26 protein-coding genes and 1 pseudogene are annotated in these 23800 nt (G+C 71.5%); 16 read left to right on the forward strand and 11 right to left on the reverse strand.

Annotation, left to right across the window (positions count from 1 at the left end; all coding sequences use genetic code 11):
• The first annotated feature begins 2 nt into the window (after window positions 1-2).
• The 4 genes from Vlu01_RS13375 to Vlu01_RS13390 all read left to right on the forward strand — a co-directional run bounded on the left by Vlu01_RS13375 (window position 3) and on the right by Vlu01_RS13390 (window position 3750).
• A complete protein-coding gene (locus Vlu01_RS13375; RefSeq protein ID WP_203998510.1) occupies window positions 3-794 on the forward strand; it encodes a glycerophosphodiester phosphodiesterase in 792 nt (263 codons plus the stop codon).
• Window positions 795-861: 67 nt separating this feature from the next.
• Complete coding sequence (locus Vlu01_RS13380; RefSeq protein WP_203998512.1) at window positions 862-2319, forward strand: sensor histidine kinase; 1458 nt, start codon at window positions 862-864, stop codon at window positions 2317-2319.
• A 66-nt stretch (window positions 2320-2385) separates the two neighbouring features.
• Complete coding sequence (locus tag Vlu01_RS13385) at window positions 2386-2799, forward strand: ATP-binding protein (protein ID WP_203998619.1); 414 nt, start codon at window positions 2386-2388, stop codon at window positions 2797-2799.
• Between the two features lie 66 nt (window positions 2800-2865).
• Window positions 2866-3750, forward strand: a complete 885-nt coding sequence (locus tag Vlu01_RS13390) for a DUF5926 family protein (RefSeq protein ID WP_203998514.1) — start codon at window positions 2866-2868, stop codon at window positions 3748-3750.
• Between the two features lie 36 nt (window positions 3751-3786).
• On the opposite strand, the gene Vlu01_RS13395 is transcribed toward Vlu01_RS13390, so the two are convergent.
• Window positions 3787-5004, reverse strand: a complete 1218-nt coding sequence (locus tag Vlu01_RS13395) for an arginine deiminase (RefSeq protein ID WP_203998516.1) — start codon at window positions 5002-5004, stop codon at window positions 3787-3789.
• A gap of 163 nt (window positions 5005-5167) precedes the next feature.
• On the opposite strand from Vlu01_RS13395, the gene Vlu01_RS13400 reads away from it, so the two are divergent.
• The 4 genes and pseudogenes from Vlu01_RS13400 to pheA all read left to right on the forward strand — a co-directional run bounded on the left by Vlu01_RS13400 (window position 5168) and on the right by pheA (window position 8259).
• Entirely contained in the window at window positions 5168-5908 is a 741-nt protein-coding gene (locus Vlu01_RS13400) for a hypothetical protein (protein ID WP_203998518.1), read from the forward strand.
• A gap of 166 nt (window positions 5909-6074) precedes the next feature.
• Complete coding sequence (locus tag Vlu01_RS13405; protein ID WP_203998520.1) at window positions 6075-6533, forward strand: PAS domain-containing protein; 459 nt, start codon at window positions 6075-6077, stop codon at window positions 6531-6533.
• 166 nt (window positions 6534-6699) lie between these two features.
• Window positions 6700-7188: pseudogene (locus tag Vlu01_RS13410) on the forward strand (hypothetical protein); the annotation flags it as partial.
• 114 nt (window positions 7189-7302) lie between these two features.
• Window positions 7303-8259, forward strand: coding sequence for a prephenate dehydratase (gene pheA, locus Vlu01_RS13415; RefSeq protein WP_203998522.1), 957 nt, complete (start codon window positions 7303-7305; stop codon window positions 8257-8259).
• A gap of 11 nt (window positions 8260-8270) precedes the next feature.
• Here pheA and Vlu01_RS13420 read toward each other — a convergent pair whose 3' ends face one another.
• The 3 genes from Vlu01_RS13420 to Vlu01_RS13430 form a co-directional block, all read right to left on the reverse strand.
• Window positions 8271-8987, reverse strand: coding sequence for an AIM24 family protein (locus Vlu01_RS13420; RefSeq protein ID WP_203998524.1), 717 nt, complete (start codon window positions 8985-8987; stop codon window positions 8271-8273).
• A gap of 69 nt (window positions 8988-9056) precedes the next feature.
• On the reverse strand, window positions 9057-9395 hold the full coding sequence (locus Vlu01_RS13425) for a metallopeptidase family protein (RefSeq protein ID WP_203998622.1): 339 nt from the start codon (window positions 9393-9395) through the stop codon (window positions 9057-9059).
• Window positions 9396-9511: 116 nt separating this feature from the next.
• Window positions 9512-9943, reverse strand: coding sequence for an OsmC family protein (locus Vlu01_RS13430; protein ID WP_203998526.1), 432 nt, complete (start codon window positions 9941-9943; stop codon window positions 9512-9514).
• Window positions 9944-10086: 143 nt separating this feature from the next.
• Here Vlu01_RS13430 and Vlu01_RS13435 point away from each other — a divergent pair, with 143 nt between their 5' ends.
• From Vlu01_RS13435 to Vlu01_RS13445, 3 genes are all read left to right on the forward strand, one after another.
• Window positions 10087-10806 (forward strand): hypothetical protein, encoded by a 720-nt coding sequence (locus Vlu01_RS13435; protein ID WP_203998528.1) that lies wholly within the window; start codon window positions 10087-10089, stop codon window positions 10804-10806.
• 172 nt (window positions 10807-10978) lie between these two features.
• Complete coding sequence (locus tag Vlu01_RS13440) at window positions 10979-11800, forward strand: HAD-IIB family hydrolase (RefSeq protein WP_203998531.1); 822 nt, start codon at window positions 10979-10981, stop codon at window positions 11798-11800.
• A complete protein-coding gene (locus tag Vlu01_RS13445) occupies window positions 11800-12615 on the forward strand; it encodes an HAD family hydrolase (protein WP_203998534.1) in 816 nt (271 codons plus the stop codon). Before Vlu01_RS13440 ends, Vlu01_RS13445 begins: the two co-directional genes overlap by 1 nt.
• Window positions 12616-12688: 73 nt before the next feature.
• Here Vlu01_RS13445 and Vlu01_RS13450 read toward each other — a convergent pair whose 3' ends face one another.
• Window positions 12689-13294: a bacterial proteasome activator family protein gene (locus Vlu01_RS13450; protein WP_203998537.1), complete on the reverse strand. Its 606-nt coding sequence runs from the start codon at window positions 13292-13294 to the stop codon at window positions 12689-12691.
• A gap of 98 nt (window positions 13295-13392) precedes the next feature.
• Here Vlu01_RS13450 and Vlu01_RS13455 point away from each other — a divergent pair, with 98 nt between their 5' ends.
• Together Vlu01_RS13455 and Vlu01_RS13460 are read left to right on the forward strand one after the other, a co-directional pair.
• Window positions 13393-14190 (forward strand): alpha/beta hydrolase family protein, encoded by a 798-nt coding sequence (locus Vlu01_RS13455; RefSeq protein WP_203998540.1) that lies wholly within the window; start codon window positions 13393-13395, stop codon window positions 14188-14190.
• Between the two features lie 77 nt (window positions 14191-14267).
• Window positions 14268-15467 (forward strand): ABC transporter substrate-binding protein, encoded by a 1200-nt coding sequence (locus tag Vlu01_RS13460; RefSeq protein ID WP_203998543.1) that lies wholly within the window; start codon window positions 14268-14270, stop codon window positions 15465-15467.
• Between the two features lie 61 nt (window positions 15468-15528).
• Here the strand turns inward: Vlu01_RS13460 and ddaH are convergent, their stop codons facing one another.
• Window positions 15529-16362: a dimethylargininase gene (gene ddaH, locus Vlu01_RS13465; RefSeq protein ID WP_203998546.1), complete on the reverse strand. Its 834-nt coding sequence runs from the start codon at window positions 16360-16362 to the stop codon at window positions 15529-15531.
• A 59-nt stretch (window positions 16363-16421) separates the two neighbouring features.
• Here ddaH and Vlu01_RS13470 point away from each other — a divergent pair, with 59 nt between their 5' ends.
• Both Vlu01_RS13470 and Vlu01_RS13475 read left to right on the forward strand, forming a co-directional pair.
• The gene (locus Vlu01_RS13470; protein WP_203998549.1) at window positions 16422-16880 is read left to right on the forward strand and encodes an Lrp/AsnC family transcriptional regulator; all 459 of its coding nucleotides are present in this window, start codon (window positions 16422-16424) and stop codon (window positions 16878-16880) included.
• Between the two features lie 56 nt (window positions 16881-16936).
• Window positions 16937-18865: a beta-propeller domain-containing protein gene (locus Vlu01_RS13475; RefSeq protein ID WP_239095879.1), complete on the forward strand. Its 1929-nt coding sequence runs from the start codon at window positions 16937-16939 to the stop codon at window positions 18863-18865.
• Window positions 18866-18868: 3 nt separating this feature from the next.
• Here Vlu01_RS13475 and Vlu01_RS13480 read toward each other — a convergent pair whose 3' ends face one another.
• The 3 genes from Vlu01_RS13480 to mobA form a co-directional block, all read right to left on the reverse strand.
• Window positions 18869-19948 (reverse strand): T3SS (YopN, CesT) and YbjN peptide-binding chaperone 1, encoded by a 1080-nt coding sequence (locus Vlu01_RS13480; RefSeq protein WP_203998552.1) that lies wholly within the window; start codon window positions 19946-19948, stop codon window positions 18869-18871.
• Window positions 19949-20037: 89 nt separating this feature from the next.
• Window positions 20038-20322, reverse strand: coding sequence for a DUF6457 domain-containing protein (locus tag Vlu01_RS13485; RefSeq protein WP_203998554.1), 285 nt, complete (start codon window positions 20320-20322; stop codon window positions 20038-20040).
• Window positions 20319-20963: a molybdenum cofactor guanylyltransferase gene (gene mobA, locus Vlu01_RS13490; RefSeq protein WP_203998556.1), complete on the reverse strand. Its 645-nt coding sequence runs from the start codon at window positions 20961-20963 to the stop codon at window positions 20319-20321. The genes Vlu01_RS13485 and mobA overlap by 4 nt, the downstream gene beginning before the upstream one ends.
• A gap of 147 nt (window positions 20964-21110) precedes the next feature.
• Here mobA and fdhD point away from each other — a divergent pair, with 147 nt between their 5' ends.
• Window positions 21111-21965, forward strand: coding sequence for a formate dehydrogenase accessory sulfurtransferase FdhD (gene fdhD, locus Vlu01_RS13495; protein WP_203998558.1), 855 nt, complete (start codon window positions 21111-21113; stop codon window positions 21963-21965).
• Window positions 21966-21984: 19 nt separating this feature from the next.
• Here the strand turns inward: fdhD and Vlu01_RS13500 are convergent, their stop codons facing one another.
• On the reverse strand, window positions 21985-22695 hold the full coding sequence (locus tag Vlu01_RS13500; protein ID WP_203998560.1) for a GAP family protein: 711 nt from the start codon (window positions 22693-22695) through the stop codon (window positions 21985-21987).
• A gap of 67 nt (window positions 22696-22762) precedes the next feature.
• Window positions 22763-23800, reverse strand: a complete 1038-nt coding sequence (locus tag Vlu01_RS13505) for a DUF4192 domain-containing protein (RefSeq protein ID WP_203998562.1) — start codon at window positions 23798-23800, stop codon at window positions 22763-22765.

Genomic DNA, 23800 nt, shown 5'->3' on the forward strand with positions numbered 1-23800 from the left:
CCGTGGACGGACCCCTCGTATTCGCCCACCGCGGCGCCTCGTACGACCTTCCGGAGCACACCCTCGCCGCGTACCTACGCGCCCTCGACGAGGGTGCCGACGGTGTGGAGTGCGACGTCCGGCTGACCCGCGACGGGCACCTCGTCTGCGTACACGACCGGCGGTTGGACCGGACCAGCAACGGCCGTGGCCTGGTCAGTGCCCGTACCCTCGCCGAGCTGGAGCAGTTGGACTTCGGCTCCTGGCATCCGGGTGGTGTGCCGGCCAACGGCGACGAGGTCCTCGACGACTCACGCACCCGGCTGCTCACCCTCGAACGCCTGCTGGAGGCCGTGCTCGCCGCCGGCCGCACCGTCCGGTTGCTGGTGGAGACCAAACATCCGTCCCGCTACGGCGGCAACGTGGAGCGCCGCCTGGTCGCCCTGCTGGCTCGGTACGGTCTGGCCGAACCGAGCCCGGACGCAGCCGTACAGGTCACCGTGATGTCCTTCTCCCCGCTGGCGATACGCCGGATCCGGGCGTTGGCTCCCGCGCTGCCGACCGTGCTCCTGCTGGAGGTGCTCCCCCGCTGGCTGCCCCTGGGTCGGTTGCCGTTCGGCGTCGGCATCGCCGGACCGGGTATCGCCCTGGTCCGTGCCCGTCCCGCCCTGGTGCCGGCGCTGCGGGCGGCCGGCAACCGGGTCTACGTCTGGACCGTCAACGAGCCGCGCGACCTCGACCTCGTGCTTGCGGCGGGGGTGGACGGCGTGATCACCGACCGCCCGGCGCAGACTCTCGCCCGGCTGCACCGGTAACGGCGACGGACCCGGCTGCGGCCACTCGGGGGTGCCCTGGAACGCGGACGGCAGGCACACTCGGGTCATGCCGGACCGCACCGACTACTCGGCTCTCATCGCCGGGCACACCGCCGTCATCGAGATGATCAACTCCGGTGACGCGGGTCTGCCGGTCCTGAACCAGTTGCTCCGGGTGACCCAGCCGGCGCTCGGGGCCGCCGGAATGGCGTTCGTGGAGTTCGCGCCCAGCGGCGGCCGGGTGATCGCCGCCACCGGCGCCGCCGAGTGGACCGTCGGCCGGCCGCTGCCCGCCAACGACCCGGCCACCCTCTGCCTGCTCGCCGGTCCCCGGGTGCAGTGCGTACGGACCGACCAGTTCACCAATCCACTCGCCAGCGAACTGGCCCAGCGCGGCCTGCGCCGGATGGTCGTCTCCCGGGCCGAGATCGGTGGCCACACCGTCGGCAGCCTGCACGCCCTCTACCTTGCCGACGACGGGGAACCCAGCGCCGAGCAACGCGGCGTGGTCGGCTACCTCGGCTCCTGCATCGCCCACATGTACGGCGACCAGAGCGGCCTGCCGGTGCACGGCGACGGTCCGGTGGTCGCGGCCCTCGCCGACGGGCTGGCCGTGGTCGACCGGGACGCTCACGTGCGCCTCTGGAATCCGGCCGCCGCGCAGGTGACCGGCCGATCCACCGACGACGCGATCAACAAGCCGCTGCCCTTCCCGCTCCCGCCGTCCGGGCAGGTTCTCGATCATCGCCTGCCGTGCGGGCGCTGGTTGCGGATCACCTCGGGCGAGCTGCCGGGGCCCGGTGCCCTGCGGGTGGTCACCTTCCGCGACACCACCGACCAGCAGCGGCACGACCACGAACGGGACCTCTTCGTCGCGGTCACCAGTCACGAACTGCGTACCCCGGTGACCGTCATCAAGGGGTACGCGGACACCCTCACCGACCACTGGGAGTCGCTGAGCGAGACCGACCGGCGGCAGGCGGCCCGGGTCATCGGCCAGCGGGCCAACGAGCTGGCCCGGCTGCTCGACCGGCTGCTCTCCTCCGCGGCGGAGGCATGGCCGGGTGACGGGCCGCCGGCCGCCTTCGACCTCACCGAGACGCTGCGGATCGCGATCACCGACCTGCCCACGGACCTGCGTCGACGGACCACCCTCCAGGTGCCGCCCGACCTGCCCAGGGCGATCGGGCATCGGCAGAGCCTGGCCACCGTGCTCACCGAACTCGTCACCAACGCCGGCAAGTACTCCCCACCCGACTCCGCGATCGACGTCACCGCCGGGGCGGACGGCCAGACCGTCTGTTTCCGGGTCAGTGATCGGGGCATCGGCGTGCGCCCGGAGCACGTGGAACGGGCCTTCGACCGGTTCTGGCAGGGCGACTCGGGTGACCGGCGTCGCTATCCCGGCACCGGTCTCGGCCTCTATCTCGTCCGCCGGATCGTTGAACAACAGAATGGGTGGGTATTCCTCCGACCGAGAAATGGTGGGGGTACGGTCGCAGAGGTGCGGCTGCCCCGCAGGTGACAGTGGGGGTCACGGGGCGAAAGAGGGGCAGAGGTGGCGACGAAAACGGTCGAACGGGCGTGGTGCGTGGTGGTGCCGCACCATGCCAGCGGGGCGCGGATCGCCCGGCACCGGCTCGCCGCCGAGCTGGCCGGGGCAGTCTCCCCAGCAATGCTGGCGGATCTGGTGGCGGTCCTGGCCGAGCTGGTCGGCAACGCGGTCCGGCACGCCGACCCACTGCCGGGCGGCGTGGTCCGGGTCGCCTGGCGGCTGCGGGACACGCCCGATGGTCCGCAGCTGCGGCTACGGGTCACCGACGGCGGTGCCGTGTGCAGCCCGCGGGTCCGCCCGCCGAACGTGGACGCGGCCGACGGCCGGGGCCTGCACATCGTCTCCGGTCTGGCGACCGGCTGGGGCGTGGAGCGCGACGGCCTCGGTCAGAGCGTCTGGGCCGACTTCGACCCGGTCGGTGACCGGCCGGCGTTGGCGACGGCCGGCTGACCGACTGGCGCGACTGGGGCGGGTCCGGCCCCCACCGTCCGCCGGAGGGCTCTAGGCTGTGTCGCCGTGAGCAAGCGTCGAAAGAACCAGCGGGCCGCCGCCTCTGCCGGCAAGCGTGAGCGCATCCGGGACGTCTTCGTACCCCGACCCTTCGAAGGGCTGGTCGACGAGCCCGAGTGGATCGCCCTGCGGGAGCTGGTGCCGGCCGCCTCCGCGCCGCTGCGGCTCGCCCCGGCAGTCGTCGAGGAGTACGGCGACCGGCCGGTCACCCTGGCCACCGTGCTGCCAATGGCCGCTCCCGCGATGAGCCGGGACGACGGTCACATCTTCGTTGGGCTCCAGCGTCATCTTCAGTCCGGTGACGTCTCCCGCGACCTTGCCGAGTCGCTGCTCTGCGCGCTGCGCACCGCACCGGGTGCCCAGGTCGCGGTGCCACCGCTGCCCGGCCCCGGTCCCCGGTTGCAGGACATCCTGGTCGACGGCCCGCTGGAGATCAGCCTGCACGAGGGCTTCGAGTTCTGGCTGGCCCCGGAAGCCGCCGAGGACCCGACCGTGCAGGCTTCCCTGGAGCGAGCCAACGCGGCGATCTATCCCACGGTGCGACTGACGGCCGCGCGTGCCGCGTACTGGTGTCGGGTGACGGACAAGGCCCACGTCCGCTGGGTGCTGCCCGAGGCCGAGGAGGCCGCCCTGGACGCGCTGGCCCGGCTCGGCGCGGCCGGCACGCTCACCCTCGGCGAGGAAACCAGGTTCGCCGGCATGTTCCGCGCCCACGGGCGGCTGGTGCCGGTCTGGGACCTGCCCGAGGAGACCCCGGCCGGTGACTGGGAGCAGCCCGTCGCCGACTTCGCCAAGCGGTACGCCGACGCCCTGACCGAGACCGGTCCGCTCGACGCCGCCGCCCGCCGGTCCCGGCAGGGGCTGCTCGGCCGCCAGCTCACCCTCCGCTGACCCTGTTAGGAAGGGTCCCCTCCTATACCGCAGGCGTTAGGAAGGGGCCCTTCCTTGCTCCCGGAGCAGGGGGCAGGACATGCAGCGGGGGCCGCCGCGCCCCGAGCCCAGCTCCGAGCTGGCGATCGGAATGAGCTCGATGCCGGCCCGCTCCAGTTGGGCGTTCGTCTCGACGTTGCGTTCGTAGCCAACGCAGAGGCGGGGCGCGATCGCCAGGGTGTTGTTGCCGTCGTCCCACTGCTCCCGCTCGGCGGTCACCGGATCGAGCCCGGTGTCGATCACCCGTAGCCGGTCCAGGTCCATCGCGTCGGCGGCGGCCCGCAGGAACGGCGCCGGTCCGTCGACCCGCGGATCCTCGCCGTCGGCGCCGGCGATGACGGTGTACGCCGACAGGCTGCTGGCCACGTTCGGGTACATCAGCACCGCGTCGGCGTCGACCATCGTGCAGATCGTGTCCAGGTGCATGGTCGCCCGCTCCTGGGCGATCGGGACGACGAGGATGGTGTGCGCGAGCCCGGCGGCGAAAACCTGACGGGCGAGTCGTTCGGCACCGGCCGGCGTGGTCCGCTCACCCACCCCCACGGCCAGCACCCCGGGCGCCAGCAGCAGCACGTCGCCCCCTTCCAGGGGCTCCAGACCCGGCCGGTAGACGAATTCGGTGCCGGCGAACCGGGGATGGTGGCGGTAGATCGCGTCGGTCAGCGTGGTCTCCCGCCGCCGGGCGGGCATCGCCAGACTCGTCACACCGACCCGGTCGCCGATCCACAGTGACGAGTCGCGGGTGAACAGCAGGTTGGGCAGCGGGTCGATGACGAAGTCGTGCCGGTCCATCAGGGTGTAGACGAGCCCGCCACGGCGGTCCCGGCCGAGGCGCAGTTCCTCGTGGGCCAGACCGGCCACGAGGACGCCGGTCAACGCGGCGGGGTCGAGGTACGCCAGGTGCGCGGCGACCCGGGCGCGCAGGCTGTCGCCGAGGCGGGGCGAGCTGAGCACCTCGTCGGTCAGCTCCGCGCGGGCGTCCGGCACGGCGAGTGTCTCGGTGAGCAGGTCGGTCAGGTAGAGCACCTCGACGCCGTGCTGGCGCAGCGCCGCCGCGAAGGCGTCGTGCTCCTCCTGTGCGCGGCCCACCCATGGAATCGCGTCGAAGAGCAGCGAGTCGTTGTTGCGCGGGGTGAGCCGGGCGAGTTCCGGTCCCGGGCGGTGCAACAGGACGGTACCGAGCCGGCCGACCTCACTGTCCACGTAGTGGCTCACCCTCGCAGCGTAGGGCAGGGTTTGGCGGTATCCGGTAAAACAACCGTGGGTGAATACGGCATTCATCCACAGTCATTCCGGCGCTCCGGCTTGCCGAACACCGGGAGTGGCAACGTAGGGTAGTGAGAACGTAACTTCGAGGGACCTTTTGCCGGAGGTCGCGATGACTGTTTTCCCCGCTCGTCGAGCCGTGTCGTCCGCCAGGGCGCTGCCGCCAGTTGCGGTACCGCACCCCCGGGTCGAGTCGCCAGGGGTGGTCGCGGCTCCTCGCCCGTCCCCGTTGGAGTGGGCTCGCCGTCGCCGGGCGGAGCGGGGCGCGCGGCGGCTGGAGGCGGCCGGTGCCCGCGCTCTCGGTCAGCTCAACCATCTCGGGCCGGCGTGGCACGTCATCGACTGGCCTCGCACCGACGCGGCCGACGTTCTGCTCGACGACCACGCGGACAACCGGGCCGGGTTCCTGGCCATCGGTCCGAGCGGGCTCTTCGCCGTCACCATCGCCGACCATGGCCGCGCCCGGGTCCTGGTCGCCGGTGACGTCGTGCAGATCAACGGCAAGCGCCCGCCGTACGTCACCGAGGCACGCCGCGATGCCCGGCGGGCGAGCAAGGCGCTGACCGAGGCCGTCGGCCACCCGATCCCGGTGACTCCGGTGCTCACCTTCGTGGGTTCGGGGGTCATCAGCGTGTACGGCCTGCCCAAGGACTGCCTCATGGCGACCCACCGGGAGCTCGACCGGCTGCTCGTGGCCAGCGGCAACCGGATCAGCCCGGCCACCGCCGAGAAACTGTCCCGGGTCGCGCAGCATCCCAGCACCTGGGGAAACAGGGGCTACCCGCCCGCTGCCGACTACCGGTGGTATGAGGACGGCCGAACGGCCGCTGACAAGCCGGCCGGCCGCCGGTAACGTCAGCGGCGACGCTATGCGGCCGGGCACGGCTCAGCTCCGCCGGACCGCGCCGTCGCCGACCGGGCACTGATCAACACCGACGGCACCGTACGCCAAACGCGGTCGGCGGTCGCTGCCGCGACCGGCTAGCGTGGAGGTACCGTCGGTGTGCATAGGAGGCTCGGTGGCCCACGTCGAACTCTCGCTCTCGGAAGTGTTCGTGCCCTCCGGGGAGACACCGCCAGAGCCTGGGTGCGACAACATCGGCCGCTGGTCGGCCACGGTTTCCAGCGCCCACGAGCCGTGTCTGCTGATCGACGCCGAGACCCGGGTGCTGGCCGTCTCCACCGCCGGTTGCGAACTGCTCCAACTCGGCGCACCGGAGGACGTGATCGGTTTGCCGCTGCTCGACGGCGGTCTGCGGCTGCTGGACTTCACCGCGTACCGGGGCGAGCTGGCCGAGCCCGAGATCGACAAGATTCCGCCGTTGCTGGCGCTCACCTCCGGGCGACTGGCCCGTGGGCTGCTCCGAATCGAGGCAGCGACGGAGGACGGCCCCGACGCGACCGTGGACGCCATCTCCACACCCGTGGTCGCCGACGGCACGGTGGCCGGTTCTCTCACCTTCTTCTCCGAGGTCTGACTTCCTCCTACCATGGGCTCGGCACCTGCCACCCCGAGTCTCCCGCCCTGAGGACCACCCCGTGCCGCCCACCTCGCCGTTCCGCGCCGCTCCCGACCTGCCTACCGCCGGCTCCTGGGCCGGTGTCGGCGTCACCCGCCGGCCGTGCCGGCGGTATGGCCGGCGGATCGGTGTTGCCGCGCTGACCGCGCTGCTGACTGTCGGGTGCGGCGCGCCCCCGGAGGTGCGCGACAGCGGAGGCGGCCTGCCGACCCGAGCGGCGACCACGACCCCGAGCAGCCCGACCAGCCCCACCACACCGTCGTTCGACGCATTTCCGGGTACCGGTCCGACGCTTCCCTCCGCCGACCCGGGCCTGGTCGCGGTGGCCTGCACCGGTGAGCCGTCGGTGCAGCGGATCACGGAGCTGATCCGTGGTCGTCGTGGGCTGCTGCCCGGCAATGCCCGGGTCAGCGTCCGCAACGGTCCGATGTGTGCCGCGGACTGGCAGCTAACCGTCTTCGACGTGGCCGGCTACGAGCCACTTCAGGTGGTGACCCGTGACCGGGCCGGGACGCTGCGCCTGGTGACCGCCGGTACCGACGTGTGCACCGCCGAGGTGCGGGTGGCCAGCCCAGCCGGCATCCAGACGCTGGCCTGCGGCAGTGACGGCGGCGGTCTGCCGGTGCCGGTCACCCCACCGACGTCGTTGACACCGTTGACACCCTTGCCCTCGCTCTCACCCTCTCCATCGGGCTCGTCGCCGACCCGGGGTGCGTAGGCTGGGCGCATGCCGGGAACGCCGCCCACACGTTTCGTCTACCTCGGGCCCGAGGGCACCTTCGCTGAGCAGGCGCTGCGTACCGTGCCGGCCGCCGAGCGGGGCAGCCGTACGCCGGCCCGCAGCGTCGGCGAGGCGCTGGAGGCCGTACGCGCCGCGGAGGCTGACGCGGCTCTGGTGCCGCTGGAGAACTCGATCGGCGGCGCGGTCGGGGTCACCCTCGACGAGTTGGCCGAGGGGGAACCGCTGGTCATCACCCGGGAAGTGATCCTTCCGGTGGAGTTCGTGCTCGGGGCACGCGCGGGAACCCTGCTGCCGTCGGTACGCAGCGTCGCCGCGCACCCGCAGGCTTCCACCCAGTGCCGGGGCTGGTTGCGGGCGCACCTGCCCGACGCGGTCGTGGTGGACGTGCTGTCGAACGGGGCGGCGGCGGCCGGCGCGGCCAGCGGTGAGTACGACGCGGCGATCTGCGCCCCCATCGGCGCGACCCGACACCGGCTCGCCGTGATGGCCGACAAGATCGCTGACCACCCCGACGCGGTGACCCGTTTCGCCCTGGTGTCACGGCCCGGTCCGCCTCCGCCACCCACCGGCGACGACGTGACGTCGCTCGCCGTCTACATCGCGCACGACCGGGTGGGCGCGCTGCTGTCCGTGCTGATGGAACTGGCGGTCCGGGGGGTCAACCTGACCCGGATCGAGTCCCGACCCACGGGCGAGGCGCTCGGCCACTACGTCTTCTTCCTCGACTGCACCGGTCACGTCGCCGACGTCCGGCTCGGTGAGGCGTTGCAGGGGCTACGCCGGGTCTGCGCCGACGTACGTTTCCTCGGCTCCTACCCCCGACATCGATGGGACGAGTCGACGAGGGAACGGCCGGTGGCCGCCCCGGCGGGGCTCTCCGACGCCGACTATGCCGACGCCGCCGCCTGGCTCGCCCGCCTGCGCGCGGGCGAGCTGACCTGAGCGGCCCGGTCTCACCGGAACAGGCCGCCGAGCACCCCACCCTGGTCCTGCTGACCGCTGCCCATGATCGGCGGTTCCTCGGAGGGCTGCACGACGACGAAACCATGGCCGGCGAAGCTCATCGTGTACGCCTCACCGGTGGTGCGCCCGAACAGCGTGCCGAGCCCGATCTGGTCGGCCCGGTGGTAACCGGTCTGCAGGCTCGCCGACCAGCAGACGGCCGCCTGCGGGTCGACGTAGGTGGGCGCGTCGACGTTGAGCACGACCGGGGTTCCCCGGGTGGTGACGGCGATTCTGCCGTGCCCGGTGAACACGCAGTTGAACAGGCCGCTGGAGGCCATGCCCGCCCCGCCCACCATCTTGATGTCGTATCGCAGGGTGGCGTCGAACGCCAGCACGCTGGAGCCGTTGATGGACAGGGCGTCGCCCGGCTCCAGGTCGATGACGTGCACGTCCTTGGCGAAGTCGGCGAGAAACACGTCACCGCGCCCGGTGAGTTTCATCAGCGGTACGCCCTCGCCGGTGAGCTTCTGCTTGAGGAAGTTGCCCAGTCCGCCGGAGCCGAGCGCCTGGAACTGCACCTGACCCTGGTACGCGACCATCGAACCGACCCGGGCCATCGCCTCGCCGTCGAGCTCGATCTTCAACATCTTGGCGTTCTGCAGCCGCATGCCGGGCTGTGCCGACTCCTGCTCCAGATTCGCCGCCGAGAACAGCTCACTGCGCATTGTTCCTCCCGTACTCGCCATCTTTGGCCGAGACGGTAGGGCCAGCCCGCAACCCGGGGCTCGGGACGCTCAGCCCCAGCCCAGCTCGTGCAGGCGTGCGTCGTCGATGCCGAAGTGGTGGGCGATCTCGTGCACCACGGTCACGGCCACCTCGTCGACGACGTCCTCTTCGCTGTCGCAGATGCGCAGGATGGGGTTGCGGTAGATCAGGATGCGGTCCGGCAGCACGCCCGCGTAGTCCCAGCCCCGGTCGGTCAACGCGTGCCCCTCGTAGAGGCCGAGCAGATCTTCGCCGGGCGGCGGATCATCCTCGACCAGGATCACCACGTTGCTCATCAGCGCCAGGAGTTCCTCCGGAACCTCGTCCAGCGCCTCCCCCACCAGTTCCTCGAACCGCTCGCGCTCCATCTCGACCGCCACACCCACATTCTTCCCGCCCCACCCGCGATCGTGCACTCCCGGTCGTCGCGAACCGGCCCCGGAGGCCGCGTGACGGCGGACCGGGAGCGCACGATCGACGCGGGTCAGGAGGTCAGGCGGGCGGTGAGGGTGATCTCGGCGCCAGGCGAGAGCAGACGGGAGATCGGGCAGTTCTGCTTGGCGGTCTCGGCCAGCTTGGCGAACTGCGCCTCGTCGATGCCGGGCACCTCACCGACGGTGTCCAACTCGATCCGGGTCACGGTCATCCCGGCGTCGGTCTTGTCGAGATGCACCTTGGCGGTGGTCTCCACCGAGGTGGGCGTGGTGCCGGCGTCGGCGAGCGCCTTGGAGAACGCCATCGAGAAGCAGCCGGCGTGCGCGGCGCCGATCAACTCCTCCGGGTTGGTGCCCTCACCCTCCTCGAAGCGCGACTTGAAGGAGTAGTTCCCCTGGAGCCCGCCCTTGCCGGTGCGGATGTTGCCGGACCCCTCGGTCAGGTTGCCCTGCCAGCGTGCGGAAGCGGTACGGATAGGCATACACCTGACGCTAGTCCACCGGAAGCCGGCAGGCGACCGACCGCCCCAGCCGGGTCGGTGTTCCTCACGTCACGGGCCGGCTGTGTCATGATGCGACACACGCCCGTGGGGCACGGCGGCCTGGCCACCAGGAGAGGTGAGCGATGACCAACGACCTCCCCATCCCCCGTCAGGACGACCGCTCCGACAGCGCCAGCGTCATCGAGTGGGGCGCGGCGGACGAGTCGCCCGTGGCGGGCCGGTTCCGCCGGGCGTTCGGCGGCCTCGGTCGGGACCATCGGGTGCCGGTCCTGCTGGCCGGCCTCGGTGCGGTGGCAGCCCTGGCGTCGCTGCTGGGCGAGTGGTCGACGATCGTCATCCCCAACGCGGGACCGGATCCGGAGACCCCGCTCCGGGTGACCAGCGGCGTGTCCGACGTCGGGCTGGGCCCCGCGTACCTGGTCGGGCTCCTGGCGCTCGCCACTGCGGTGTCGCTCGCGCTGCGCGGCACCGACTCCGTCCGGGCCAATGCCCGGGTCGCCGGTCTGACCCTTGCCGCCGGCATGCTCGCGCTGCTGCTGGCCACCGTGGTGTCACTCGACGACACGATGCGACGGAGCATGTTCTCCAACACAGAGTTGACCTTCGCCGTCGAGTACGAGCGCGGGCTGATCGTCGCCTTCGTCGCCGTCGGGCTGTTCGCTGCGGCGCTCCTGCGGATCTCGCCCGGGCTGGCTGGGGCACGGCCCGGGCCGGACGGCTCGCGACGACGCAGCCGCCGATCGTCGGAGGAGGCGGAGGCGGAGCCGGAGGGCGGACGCCCACCCGCGGACATCACCGTCGCGCCCACGGTGCCCTTCGCCCGGGGAACATCGCTCGACTGAGATTCCGCCGGTCAACGGGTCACCGACGGTGCGTCGTCCGTTGGCATCCGATTCGCCTGGAAGCCATGGTTGCGACCAATTCTGCGAGGTACGGTTGCTGCCCGCCGTCACGCCGGTCGCCGATCGACGAGGCGAACGGCTGGTCGCGACGGCGGCGGGCGAAGGAGGAACGATGACCCGCCCGGGCCTGCCCAAGCTGATTGCCACCGACCTCGACGGGACACTCGTCCGCAGCGACGACACCGTGTCCGCTTTCACCCACGAGGTCCTTGACCGGGTACGCGCCGCCGGTATCCCGGTGGTCGGCGCCACCGGTCGCGGTCCCCGGCTGACCGAGCTCACCCGCAACGACATCCGCGCCGCCGACTTCCTGGTACTGGCCGGTGGCGGCCGGGTGGTCGACCAGAGCGACCCGGAGGGACCGGTGGTGCTGCGGGACGAACGTCTCTCCAGCGAGGTGCTGGCCGTCCTGCTTGCCGAACTGGAGGCCGCGGTCGGCCCACTGACGGTCATGGTCGAGGCGTCGGACGAGCACGAGGCCCCACTCTGGGGTGACCACCATCCCGACTGGCCCTACCAGGACGCGTTCGAGGTGCGTACCCGCGCCGAGTGTCTCGCCGGGGACGTGATCAAGGCGTTCGCGCGTACCGCCGATCACCACGTGGACGAGCTGCTGGCCGTGGCCCGGGAGATCGTCCCGCCGCACCTCGCCACGCTCACCCAGGCCGGCCTGGGGTTCATCGAGATCTGCCCGCCCGGAGTGGACAAGGCCTCCGGGCTCAGTGTGATCGCGCAGAACCTCGGCGTGGACCCGGCCGACGTACTGGTCTTCGGTGACATGCCCAACGACCTGCCGATGTTCGAGTGGGCCGGCTGGGGACGGGTGGCCGTGGCCAACGCCCACCCGAGCCTGCGGACGGCCGCCGACGAGATCACCCTGCGCAACGACGACGACGGGGTGGCGGTTTATCTCGACCGGCTACTGTCCCGATGATGGACTCCACGCCGCACCTGATCGCCACCGACATCGACGGGACGCTCCTGCGCGACGACCGCACGCTCAGCGCCCACACCGCCGCCGTGCTGGCCCGGATCTCCGCCCAGGGCACGCCGGTGGTCCTGGTCACCGGCCGGCCGATCCGCTGGCTCCGACTGGTGTACGACCAACTGGCCGAGCCGCTGCCGGCCGTCTGCGCCAACGGCGCGGTGGTCTACGACCCGACCACCGACGAGGTGTTGCGAGCCGACCCGCTGGCCCCGGAACTGCTCGCCGAGGTGGCCCGACGCCTGCGGGCCGAGATACCCGAGGTGAGCCTCGCCGTGGAGATCGTCGACAGCCGGCAGATGCGTCACGAGGCGCACTACCCGCTGCGCTGGGACGCCGACGACACGGCGATCCGGGCTGTGGAGACCGCCGAGGAGCTGCTGTCGGCGCCAGCGGTCAAGCTGCTGGCACGCGCCGGTGGCCAGCAGGATCCCGACCAGTTCACCCGGCTGGTCGCCGCCACCCTGGCCGGGCTCGCGGAGGCCACCCACTCCTCGCACTCGGGGCTGGTGGAGATCTCGGCGGCCGGGGTGACGAAGGCCGCGGGTCTGGCCTGGTACTGCCACCGCATCGGCGTCGCCGCACCGGACGTGCTCGCCTTCGGTGACATGCCCAACGACCTGCCGATGCTCACCTGGGCGGGGCGGGGCGTGGCGGTCGCCAACGCGCATCCGGAGGTGCTGGCGATCGCGGACGAGGTCGCCCCGGCGAACTCGTCCGACGGGGTGGCCACGTACCTGGAGAAGGTCTTCGGGGTGAACTGAGCGGAGCCGGCGGCGCGGCCGAATACCGGCCGTCGGCTGCGGCCCGCGCGGAGCGTGCCGCAGCCGGATCCGGTCAGAGGTACTGGCCGGTGCTGTGTCCCTCACCGCCGCCGGGCTGCCCCATGCCGGGCATCCCCGGCAGCATCGCCCCGGCCGGTCCGCTGGGCAGTGCCTGCCGGCCGGAGCGCATCTGCTCCAGCTGCACCCGAGCCGCCATCTGTTGCGCGACCAGGGCTGCCTGGATGCCGTGGAACAACCCTTCCAGCCAGCCGACCAGCTGGGCGTGGGCGATACGCAGCTCACCCTCGCTCGGTGCCTGGTCCTCGGAGAACGGCAGTGAGATCCGCTCCAGTTCCTCACGCAGCTCGGGGGCGAGCCCTTCCTTCAGCTCGACGATCGACCGCTGGTGGATCTCCCGCATCCGGTGCCGGCTGGCATCGTCCAGGGGAGCGGCCTTGACCTCCTCCAGCAGCTGTTTGATCATGCTGCCGATCCGCATCACCTTGGCCGGCTGTTCGACCAGGCGCGAGGGATCCTCACCCGGTCCGTCGTCGGTTTGCACGGTCCCGACGGGCCGTCCGTCCGGTCCGACCACCACCACGGTTCCGGAGTGCCCGACACCATCCCGGCCGGGCTCGTCGTCTTGTCCTGCGGAGCGCGCTTCGGTCATGCCCTCCATCTTTACCCACCGGTACCCGTGCCCGCCCGTCGGCCCGCTGGTCCCGTACCCGGGCAGCACGCACCCCGGGAGCTCGCGAACCGCGCTACCGTCGGCCGATGTCCTCCGATCCCCGAACGGTGCTGACCCGCCCCGCGCCCGAACCGGACGCGACCGTCGCCTACGGCGAACACCCGGATCAGATCGCCGACCTGCGCCGCCCGGCCGGCTCCGGTCCACCCCGGCCGCTGGTGGTCGTGGTGCACGGTGGCTTCTGGCGCGCGGAGTACGACCGGCGGCATACCGGGCCGCTGGCGAACGCACTGGCCACCCTCGGATACCCGGTCGCTCAGTTGGAGTACCGGCGGACCGGACAGGTCGGGGGTGGCTGGCCGGGCACCCTGACCGACGTACTGGCGGGAGTCTCCGCGCTGCCCGGGTTGGCTGAGGCCGCACTGCCGGGGCGGGTCACCTCAGCCGCGCCGGTGCTGGTCGGTCACTCGGCCGGCGGGCATCTCGCGCTGTACGCGGCGGCCCACGCACCCGGTGCCGTCGCCGCGGTGCTGGCCCTCGCGCCCGTCGCCGACCTGGCTGAGGCGTATCGGCTGGATCTGGACGCGGGTGCCGTGGCCGCGCTGCTCGGCGGCGGACCGGCCGACGTGCCGGAGCGGTACGCGACTGCGGATCCACGGTCCCTCGTCCCACTACGACCACGGACAGTAGTGATGCACGGCACGTTGGATCAGCAGGTGCCGATCGACATCTCTCGAAATTATGTCAGTGCCGCTCGCGCCGCAGGGGCCGACATCCACCTGATTGAGCTGCCAGATTGCGAACATTTTGGTCTTATCGCTCCCGGATCCTCGGCGTGGCCGAAGGTTACCGACGCGTTGCGTTCTCTGCACGGAGATCACTAGCCATTGACGCAGCGTCGCCGACCAGGTAGAACGCCGGAGGGGCGGATGCGCCCGGCAACACATTCGAAGGGAACCCGGTGTCGCAGATGAACCGCAGGCGGGCACTCCAGCTGCTGGCCGCGCTCGGTACGGGCGGACTCGTCGCTGGGTGCGCCTCCGACGCCGAGCCGAAGGACGCCAGCGCGGAAAGCCCGATCAAGATCGGACTCATCGCGCCACAGTCGGGTCCGATCAAGGCCGTCGGCGACGAGCTCAGCAACGGCTTCGAGCTGTACCTGGACCTCAACGACAGGCGTCTCGGCGGCCACCCGGTCGAGCTGGTCACGGCCGACGAGGGCGACAACGTCAAGTCCGGTCAGGCCGCCGTCGAGGGACTGCTCAAGCAGGGCGTACTCGCCCTGACCGGAGTCGCCAGCTCATCGGTCATGTTCGGCATCCGCGACATCGTGGAACAGGCCCGGGTACCGTTGATCGGCTCCAACGCCTCACCAGCGAGCCTGCAGAGCGTCGTCTACATCTGGCGTACGTCGTACGTGCTCGACGAGGCGGGCCGGGCGCTCGGCCGCTACCTCAAGGACGCACTCGGTCCCTCGGACCAGGTCGCGACGATCCTGCCGGAGGGGGTCATCGGCGTCGAGGATGTGCTGCGTGGCTTCCGCGAGGAATTCGGCGAGGCCGATCCGCGCATCGCCTCCCAGGTGGTCTGGACCTCCGGCAGCAACAACCCCGGTAGAACCGCCTACGTATCGGACATCAACCGCGCACTGGCCGACAACCCGGCGGTCGTCTTCTGCTTCTACTCCGGGGCGGCGGCGGTGGAGTTCATCATGCAGCTGCGCGACGCCGGGTTCCGGGGCCGGATCTACGCCCCCGGTTTCCTCACCGAGGGGACGGTGCTGGAGGACATCCGGCCGGTGAGCGACGCGATCGGCATCCGCACCGCGTTGAACTACTCCGCCGACCTCAACAACGCGGCCAACCGCCGGTTCGCCTCGGCGTATCGCAAGAAGCACAACGCCTCTCCGACCACGTACGCGATGGCCTCGTACGACGCGGCCAAGGTGCTCGACCAGGCGATCCGTCTCGCCGGCACGACGCCGACCGCCCAGCAGGTGAACCTCGCGTTGGGGCGGATCGGGCAGATCGACAGCCCGCGCGGTGCCTGGCAGTTCAATCAGCCGCGTACGCCGCAGCAGAAGTGGTACCTGCGCGAGGTACAGCGCGACGGCCAGGTGGTGTCGAACGTGCTGGTCAACGAGCTGGCCACGCTCGGCTGAGTCGAGAAACGCAGCGCGGCTGGCCTCTTGCCTGAGGCCAGCCGCGTCGCCTGCTCGGAACTCAGTACCGCAGTTCGGCGATGCAGCACTTCACGCTGCCCCCGCCCTTCTTCAGCTCGGCCAACTCCACCGGCACCGGGGTGTAGCCGGCCGCCTTCAGCCGACCGGCGAGCCGGGTGGCCTCGCTGTTGAGCACCACGTTGGCACCGTCACTGACCAGGTTCAGCCCGAAGGCGAGAGCGTCCTCGTCGTCCGCCAGCACCGCGTCCGGGAAGAGCTGCGCGAGCACCCGCTGGCTGGCAGCGGAGAAGGCACCGGGGTAGTAGACGATGTTGCTGTCGTCGATCGAGGCGAGCGCCACGTCCAGGTGGTAGAAGCGCGGGTCGACCAGCCGCAGCGAGATCACCGGCCGGGCGAGCGCTTCCTGCGCCTCGGCGTGCGCGGGCAGCTCCGTCCGGAAGCCGTGCCCGGCGAGGACCAGTCCGCCGTGCGCCTCCGGCAGGTACGCGAAGTCGCCCTCGCCCTCGTTGGTCTCGTTCGGCGCGATGAACCGCCAGCCCTGTGCTTCGTAGAAGGCTCGGTGCGCGGCCGCCTCGGCGGTCCGCTGCTCGTGCTTGAACTGCGCCCCGTAGACCGTGCCGTCGACCATGAACGCACCGTTGGCCGCGTAGACCATGTCGGGCAGGCCGGGCTCGGGCACCAGCAGATGCACCTCGTGGCCGAGGCCGACCAGGGTCTCGCGCAGTCGGTCCCACTGCTTGACCGCCAACTCCGTGTCGACCGGAGCGGCCACGTCCATCCACGGGTTGATCGCGTACTCGACCGCGAAGTGCTCGGGCGAGCACATGAGATATGTCCGCTTTCGCGGCACTCGCTGCTGGTTCACGGTGACCAAGGGTAGGTACCCTAAGACTTTGGTAACAGCCGCAAACATTGCTTCCCAGAGGCGGAACGTTGCAGATAGATGCCGTTGACCAGCGAATCATTGCATTACTCGTCGCTGACGCCCGTGCCTCGTACGCCGACATCGGCACCCGGGTGTCGCTCTCCGCTCCGGCGGTGAAGCGGCGGGTCGATCGACTACGCGCCGCCGGGGTGATCCGGGGATTCACCGCCATCGTCGATCCGGCCTCGGTCGGCTGGACCACTGAGGCCTTCGTGGAACTCTTCTGCGCCGGCCGGACCACCCCGGCCCAGATCGGTGCCGCCGTGCGTCGCCATCCTGAGGTGGTCGGTGCGTACACCGTTTCCGGCGAGGCCGACGCGTTGGTGCACCTGCGTGCCGCCGACATCGCACATCTGGAGGAGGCGCTGGAGCGGCTGCGGGCCGAGACCTTCGTGACCTCCAGCCGCAGCACCATCGTGCTCTCCCGGCTCGCCGAGTCCCCGGGGGTGGGCCCCTCCACCGGCTGACCCGGTGCCATTCGCTTCGATGGAACCGGGCCGGGAGTGGCCGCGTCGAACCGCTCATGACACGGGGCACCAAGCTCGCCATGACCGGCGGTTCGCTGGTCGCGCTCGCCCTGCTCGCCGGCAGCATGAGCGTGACGCGGCCCGCGCCGAACAGGCCCGAGACCGCCGCCGCACCGATGGTGCCGGTCGGCCTGGTCTCCTTCGACTCCTGCGCCGACGCCCTGACCGAGCTGCGTGCAGCGGCCACCGCATCGGTCGGGCCGTACGGCTTCGCCGGTGAGGCGGGGCTCTTCGGCGACCGGACGGCGGCGATCGGTGGCGCGGGGTCGAAGGCTCGCACCTTCGCCGGAGCACCGGCTGACCCCGCCGGCCGGGACACCGGAGCGGCTCACTCCACGACCAACAACCACGAGGCCGGCGCGGACGAACCCGACCTGGTCAAAACCGACGGCCGACGGATCGTCGCGGTCACCGGCGGGGTGCTGCGGGTGGTCGATCCGGCGAGCCACCGCGTCACCGGGCGACTCGACCTGACCGGAGGTCGGGAGGAACTGCGCTGGCAGGAGCACCGGCTGCTGCTGCTCGGCGACCGCGCGCTGGTCCTGCGCGAGGACCCGCCGCGTCCAGCCGACGCGCTCCGCTCGATCAGGCGTGCCGGTGCGACCCGCCTACTGCTGGTCGACCTGGTCGGCCGACCCCTGCTGCTCGGCACGTACCGGATCCAGGGCAGCACGGTCGATGCCCGGCTGACCGGTGACACCGCCCGGGTGGCGGTCCGTGCGTCGGCCCGCCTGACGTTCCCGCTGGCGTCCGAGGGCACAGACCCGGTCCGGACCGAACGGAACCGCGAGGTCATCGCCCGGGCCGGGGTCGAGGCATGGCTGCCGGAGTACGAGTGGACCGCCGGAGCGGAGCGGCACACCGGTCGGGTCGGTTGCGACCGGCTCAGCCGGCCTGACCGGATGACCGGCTCGTCCACCCTCACCGTGCTCAGCTTCGACCTCACCAGCGATCGGCTCGGCGACGGTGACCCGGTTGCCGTGGCCGCCGACGCGGACACCGTCTACGGCACGGCGACCAGCCTCTACCTGGCGGGTCAACGTCCGACGCCGATCACCGGCACACCACGCTGGCGGCCGTCGGCGACCGAGCAGGTCACCGACATCTACCAGTTCGACACCGCCGCACCGGGCCGCCCCCGTTTCCTCGCCGCCGGCTCGGTGCCCGGCTGGCTGATCAACCAGTACGCGCTCTCCGAGTGGGCGGGGCACCTGCGGGTGGCCACCACCACCGGCGAGTTCCAGGGGGAGGGCACGATCTCCGAGTCGGCGGTTCGCGTGCTCCGGCGCGACGGCGGGACGCTGGTACCGACCGGTGTGGTCGACGGCCTTGGGCGGGGTGAACGCATCTACTCGGTGCGTTACCTCGGGCCGGTCGCGTACGTCGTCACCTTCCGGCAGACCGATCCGCTCTACGCGCTCAACCTCGCCGATCCGGCCGCGCCCGTGGTCACCGGCGAGCTGAAGATCACCGGCTACTCCGCGTATCTGCATCCGTTGCCCGGGCAACGCCTGCTCGGCGTCGGTCAGGAGGCCGACCGCCAGGGACGTATCAAGGGCCTACAGGTCTCCCTCTTCGATGTCCGCGATCCGGGCCGACCGGATCGGTTGGACCAGTGGCACCTGCCCGGGGGGTGGTCCCACGCCGAGCACGACCCGCACGCCTTTCTGTACCGTCCGGACACCGGCCTGGTGGCGCTGCCGGTCGACGCCGGCGTCCGGCTGTTGCGGGTCGGCGACGACACGATCAGCGAGATCGGCGAGGTGACCCACCCGTTCAGGAACGTGCGTAACCGATCGCAATGGGGTCCGCAGGTACGGCGGTCACTGGTGGTCGGCGACGTGCTCTGGACGGTCTCCGAGGCGGGCCTGCGCGCCACCGAACCGGACTCGGCCCGGAGCCTGGCCTGGATCGCCGCGACCTGAACCTCAGAGGTACATTCCGGTGCGGTGCTCGCCGCGCCCCGACTTGTCTCCCTCGCCGAAGAACCGCTTGCCGCCGAACTCGCCGTGCAGGCGGTCGTCGAGTTCGTCCGCCAGTCCGGTCATCACCTGCACGGCCAACATCAGGTGGGTCGGCTGGAAGTTGCGGCCGAAGACCGGGATCGACGCCCAGACGGTGTCGTCGGCGCAGTAGAGCCTCCCGATCGGCATCCGGTTGGTCAGCTCGGAGAGCTTGACGTACAGCCGCTCGGTCGGCTCGACCTCGGTCAGCACCGGAGAGAACACGTCGACCAGCGGCGGATTGTCCCGGACCCGGACGAAGACCATCGCCGAGCCGGCCCGGATGTTGATGTCACCGTCCGAGTCGACCTGGACCCGGTCCGAGTCGGACTTGAGCATGGTCGAGACGACCGTACGGACCCGCTCGGCCAGATCGAGCACTTCGGTGTCCGCGCCGTCCTCGTCGGTCGCGGCCAGCGCTCTTTCCAACTCCGTGCCGATCTCGCGAGCCAGGTTCGCCTCACTGCGGGCGGTCCCCAGCGCTCCACCGGGGATCGGTTCACCCTCGCCGTCCTCGATCGCGTAGACGAGAAAAGCCGGATGCGGGGCACCGTAGATGTCACGCAGGGTGCGGGCGAGTAGCGCGGCCAGTCGAGTGGCCCCGTCCGCCGCGGAATCCAACCCGAACTGGTCCCCCGAACCGTCCACCACACCTGGCGGTGACCAGCCCAACGCGACCATGTCGGCGACCGCCGCACGATCCAGGCGGTATCCCTGCGGCAGGGTGGCGTTGCCCACCGCCCGAGCGGCGAACCGACCGTCGGTCCTCACCTCGACATGAACGGCATAGATGGCGTCGTCTGTGCCGGAGGCGGTCGGGTCGAGGGTCAACGCCACCTGCGCGCCCGGCGGCAGCGCGGACAGTCGTGCCGCCAGCGCTCGAGCGAACTCCCGCCATGCCTGGGTGACCTTCGCCCGCAGGTCGGCAGTGCTCGGCTCGTCGAGCAGGATCGACTCGTGGTGCACCGACGTAGCGGGCGGTGCCGAGGGGTGGTCAGCCGTCATGATCGCCTCCGTCCGTTCCGGTCACCCTACCCAGCGGGCTGACGGGACGGATCGGCGCGGACTGCGATCGGACAACGTCCCCTCGGCGATCAGTCGCGGGCGGGTCCGGCCGGGTCGGCCCGCGAGTGCTGGTCACCGCCCAGTTCCACCGGCCAGGTCTGGGCCAGCCCGGAGAGCCGGGCCGCCGCCGCTGCCGGATCCGCTCCCCGACCCACGGCCAGACCGAGCAGGTACGCGCTGACCGGTGCACCGGGCCGCAGCACCTGGTGGGCCACATCCCGAGCCAGATCCAGCACCGTTGTCACCGGCACCTGAGCTGGGTCGAGTTCAAGCTCCGCACAGGCGGCCGTGACCCAGTCATCCATCACCGTCATCGCGTCCACTCCTCCGCCCGGCGTAGGTCACGCTCAGTGTCGCAGTCGAACCAGGGTTCCGGGCCGTCGCCGTGCCACGTCACCTCACGCACCGTCAGGCCGGCGAGCAGTTCCCGCAGCGGCGCACCGGTCACGTCGCCGCCGCGCCGCACGGTCAGGCGATCGAGAGCAGCACGCAGGGCAGCGGGCCGCCACACCCCGCACAGCGTCTGCCGCCGCCCCGACCCGTCCACGTAGCAGGCCCCGTCGGAAATCGCCGCGCCGCTGGCCGGTCTCCCACCGCTGTCCGGGCGGTCGACGTCGGTGCGATGCAGATGGTCCAGCAACTCGCCGACCGCTGGCCGGGTCAGCAGGGGCAGGTCGGCGGCGAGCAGAGCGACGGCGGGCACCTCGGTGTCGAGCAGACCCAGCCCGGCCGCGACGGCGGCCACCGGCCCGCCACCGGGCGGCACCTCCCGGGTCAGCCGCACTCCGGCGACCGCCGGCCCAGGGCCGACCAGGATTCGGGGCGAGGCATCGGCTACCGCGGTCAGTACCCGCTCACGCATCGGCACCCCGCCGACCGGTAACCCGGGCTTGTCCCGCCCGCCCATCCGATGCCCGGCACCTCCCGCGAGCACCACCGCCGCGTACGCCGTCATGGCGCCACGTTAGCCGCCGGCCACCATTACAGAACCAAACAGGTGTCGACGGGGCGCGACGAGCCCAGATGGATCAGGGCCACCCGGCGGAGCAGGCGTCGGGGGACGGCGTGCAGGGGCTCCGGCTGGCCGGGCAGGATGGATGACGTGGGACGTGCTTCGGGTCGGCGTGGTGTGGTGCGAGTGGATCTGGATGCGGCGGAGGCCGGCCGACGCCGGGTTCGGCGGCCGGACACGCTCGTCGCCGAGGAGCCGTTGGAGATACGGGTCGGCCCCGCCGGGCCGGAGCGGCGTCGACCGCTGACCGTGACCATGCGTACCCCCGGCGCCGACCTCGACCTGGCCCTCGGCTTCCTGTTCACCGAGGGGCTGATCCGCTCGGCGGACGATGTGGCCACCGCACAGTTGTGTGCCGGGGCGGAGACCCCGAACACGTACAACGTGGTCGACGTGACCCTCACTCCCGGCGTGCCGGATCCGGTCGCCGACGCGACCCGGCATTTCCACACCACCAGCGCCTGTGGGGTGTGCGGCAAGGCGAGCATCGACGCGGTGCGTACCCGCAGCCTTTTCGATGTCAGCGACGACCCGCTCCGGGTGGGCGCGGAGGTGTTGGCCGAGTTGCCGCAGCGGCTGAGGGCCGAGCAGCGGGGCTTCGACCGCACCGGCGGGCTGCACGCCGCTGGTCTGTTCTCCTCGGACGGCAACCTGGTGGTGTCGCGTGAGGACGTCGGCCGACACAACGCGGTCGACAAGGTCGTGGGCTGGGCGGTACGCGAACGTCGGTTGCCGCTGGCCGGGCATCTGCTGCTCGTGTCGGGTCGGGCCAGCTTCGAGCTGACCCAGAAGGCGTGGATGGCGGGCGTGCCGCTGCTGGCTGCGGTTTCCGCGCCCAGCACGCTCGCGGTCGACGTGGCCACCGAGGCGGGACTGACCCTGGTCGGGTTCCTACGGGGACGGACGATGAACATCTACACCGGCGGGCACCGCATCACCAGCTGACCGTGGCCGGGCCCAACCGTCAGCGGGAAGCCAGCAGCTCGAACAGCCCCAACCGGACTGCGGCGTCGCGGGCGAGGAGGAAGCCGGCGATGCCCAAGATCCAGCCGAGCATGCTGCCCGAGGAGCGGACGATCCACGCGTTGAGCCGGACGAGCATCGGCTCGACCCGGCTCGGCCACGCCACCCGCGCGCCCAGCAACAGCAGTGCCGGCAACACCATGACCAGGCAGTAGCCGACGAGCAACCCGACGCTGGTGGGCACGGCCAGGCCGGATGTGGTGAGCAGACCCAGGGCACCGAGGTACGGCAGCATCGTCGCCACCTCGGCCAGCGCGGCGAACAGCGCGAGCCCCACCAGCCAACGGGACGACGAGTCGCCGGCGGTCACCCGGTCCCGCCAGCGCAACACCCGACCCGTACCAGCGCCACGCTTGTTGTCGTAACGGAAGCTGAGCACGAACAGCCCGACCCCGAGCACCAACTGGCCCCAGAGCACCGGTCGGTTGTCCAACGCACCGCCCAGCAATTCGGCCAGACCGCTGCCACCGAAGTACAGCAGCAGCCCGACAGCGAAATAGAACCCGACGATGGTGCCGAGGTAGGTCAGCACCCGCCGGACGCTGACCGGCCCCGGAGCGAGCAGCAGCCACACCGGGATGAACAGGGTGCCGATGCTGGTGCTGTCCACCAGTGCCAGCCCGGCGAGGGACAACAGCAGGGCAAGGCTCATGCCATAACTCGGGCTAGCTCAGACATGCGGCGATTATCCGGCACCACCGCAGGTGCGCTGAGAGTGGTCATCGAGGACGCCGTCGCGCGCGCCGCCTCGCCCGGCGTCGCGCTCTCGGTAGGCCCGTCGCCGGCCAGCCATCCAGACGGGACGGGGGCACGCCCCGGCGAAGCATGTCATCCAGCAGCAGGGCGAGCGAGTAGTCCGGATGCTCGGCGAGTACCCGTTCCAAGGCCACTGCCGCCAGCGCGCCCTGCCCGTCCCGCCAGGCGGCGAACGCGAGCAGGGCTCCCGGTGCGGCGATCAGCTCCGGCGCGGCCCGGCGCAGCACCTCGGCCCAGAACGCGACGTCCTCGTCCCGGCCGTCGGTGCGCTCCCAGGCATGGTCGCGTACCGGAAGGTGGGTGAGGAGCAGGCCGAGCCAGGCGATCTCGTCGTCAGTCAGCCGTTCGCCATCGCGGTGGCGCCGCTGCGTGGCCCGCAACGCCGCAGTGCCCGCCGTCCGGAGGGCCCGAGCGCCGAGCAGGTCGGCGGCGGGCGCGGCGGCCAGCAGATCGGTCAGGCGATGCTCCGCCCGGTCCACCGCCTGCCGCATCGCCTCCCCGCCGACCGCAGCCACCTGCTCGGCGAGTGCCGCGCGATCGGGTAGCGCGACCTGGCCGGCGAAGACCGCTGCCGCCGGCACCGCGCTCGCCTGAGGGTCGTACGGGGTGCCCTCCGGTGGGCAGCACTCCGGCTCGTCGCAGAGGTAGGACCACCACCGGCCGTCGGTGACCCGCAGCGCGTCGAGAACGGCCAGCCCCGCCTCGGCCAGGGCGACCCGGACCGCGTCCACCGCCGGGGTGACCCGGGCGGCCGGGCCGTATCCGACCACGGTGGCTGCGTCGGCGCCCTGCCGAGCGGTCACCGCCGCGATGTGCTGACCGGGCTCGTAGGGATCGGCGTCGCCAGGCAGGTCGCCGCGCGCCGCGAAGACGATCCGCTTACCGGACAGCGCCACCACCACGATGCTGTCGGCGGGATGGAAGCCGAGCAGGTACGGCACGGCGGCGATGAGGTCGGCGGGAGAGCGTACGGACAGTCGGGGCAGGTCGGTCGAGTTCAT

Source organism: Micromonospora lutea (assembly GCF_016863535.1).
In the GTDB taxonomy this organism is placed as follows: domain Bacteria; phylum Actinomycetota; class Actinomycetes; order Mycobacteriales; family Micromonosporaceae; genus Micromonospora; species Micromonospora lutea.

Coding starts and splice junctions, on each gene's coding strand:
- Vlu01_RS13380 (WP_203998512.1), top strand. CDS start 862: ATGCCGGACCGCACCGACTACTCGGCTCTCATCGCCGGGCACACCGCC.
- Vlu01_RS13400 (WP_203998518.1), top strand. CDS start 5,168: ATGACTGTTTTCCCCGCTCGTCGAGCCGTGTCGTCCGCCAGGGCGCTG.
- pheA (WP_203998522.1), top strand. CDS start 7,303: ATGCCGGGAACGCCGCCCACACGTTTCGTCTACCTCGGGCCCGAGGGC.
- Vlu01_RS13420 (WP_203998524.1), bottom strand. CDS start 8,987: ATGCGCAGTGAGCTGTTCTCGGCGGCGAATCTGGAGCAGGAGTCGGCA.
- Vlu01_RS13425 (WP_203998622.1), bottom strand. CDS start 9,395: ATGGAGCGCGAGCGGTTCGAGGAACTGGTGGGGGAGGCGCTGGACGAG.
- Vlu01_RS13430 (WP_203998526.1), bottom strand. CDS start 9,943: ATGCCTATCCGTACCGCTTCCGCACGCTGGCAGGGCAACCTGACCGAG.
- Vlu01_RS13435 (WP_203998528.1), top strand. CDS start 10,087: ATGACCAACGACCTCCCCATCCCCCGTCAGGACGACCGCTCCGACAGC.
- Vlu01_RS13440 (WP_203998531.1), top strand. CDS start 10,979: ATGACCCGCCCGGGCCTGCCCAAGCTGATTGCCACCGACCTCGACGGG.
- Vlu01_RS13445 (WP_203998534.1), top strand. CDS start 11,800: ATGGACTCCACGCCGCACCTGATCGCCACCGACATCGACGGGACGCTC.
- Vlu01_RS13450 (WP_203998537.1), bottom strand. CDS start 13,294: ATGGAGGGCATGACCGAAGCGCGCTCCGCAGGACAAGACGACGAGCCC.
- Vlu01_RS13455 (WP_203998540.1), top strand. CDS start 13,393: ATGTCCTCCGATCCCCGAACGGTGCTGACCCGCCCCGCGCCCGAACCG.
- Vlu01_RS13475 (WP_239095879.1), top strand. CDS start 16,937: ATGACACGGGGCACCAAGCTCGCCATGACCGGCGGTTCGCTGGTCGCG.
- Vlu01_RS13480 (WP_203998552.1), bottom strand. CDS start 19,948: ATGACGGCTGACCACCCCTCGGCACCGCCCGCTACGTCGGTGCACCAC.
- Vlu01_RS13485 (WP_203998554.1), bottom strand. CDS start 20,322: ATGACGGTGATGGATGACTGGGTCACGGCCGCCTGTGCGGAGCTTGAA.
- mobA (WP_203998556.1), bottom strand. CDS start 20,963: ATGACGGCGTACGCGGCGGTGGTGCTCGCGGGAGGTGCCGGGCATCGG.
- Vlu01_RS13500 (WP_203998560.1), bottom strand. CDS start 22,695: ATGAGCCTTGCCCTGCTGTTGTCCCTCGCCGGGCTGGCACTGGTGGAC.
- Vlu01_RS13505 (WP_203998562.1), bottom strand. CDS start 23,800: ATGAACTCGACCGACCTGCCCCGACTGTCCGTACGCTCTCCCGCCGAC.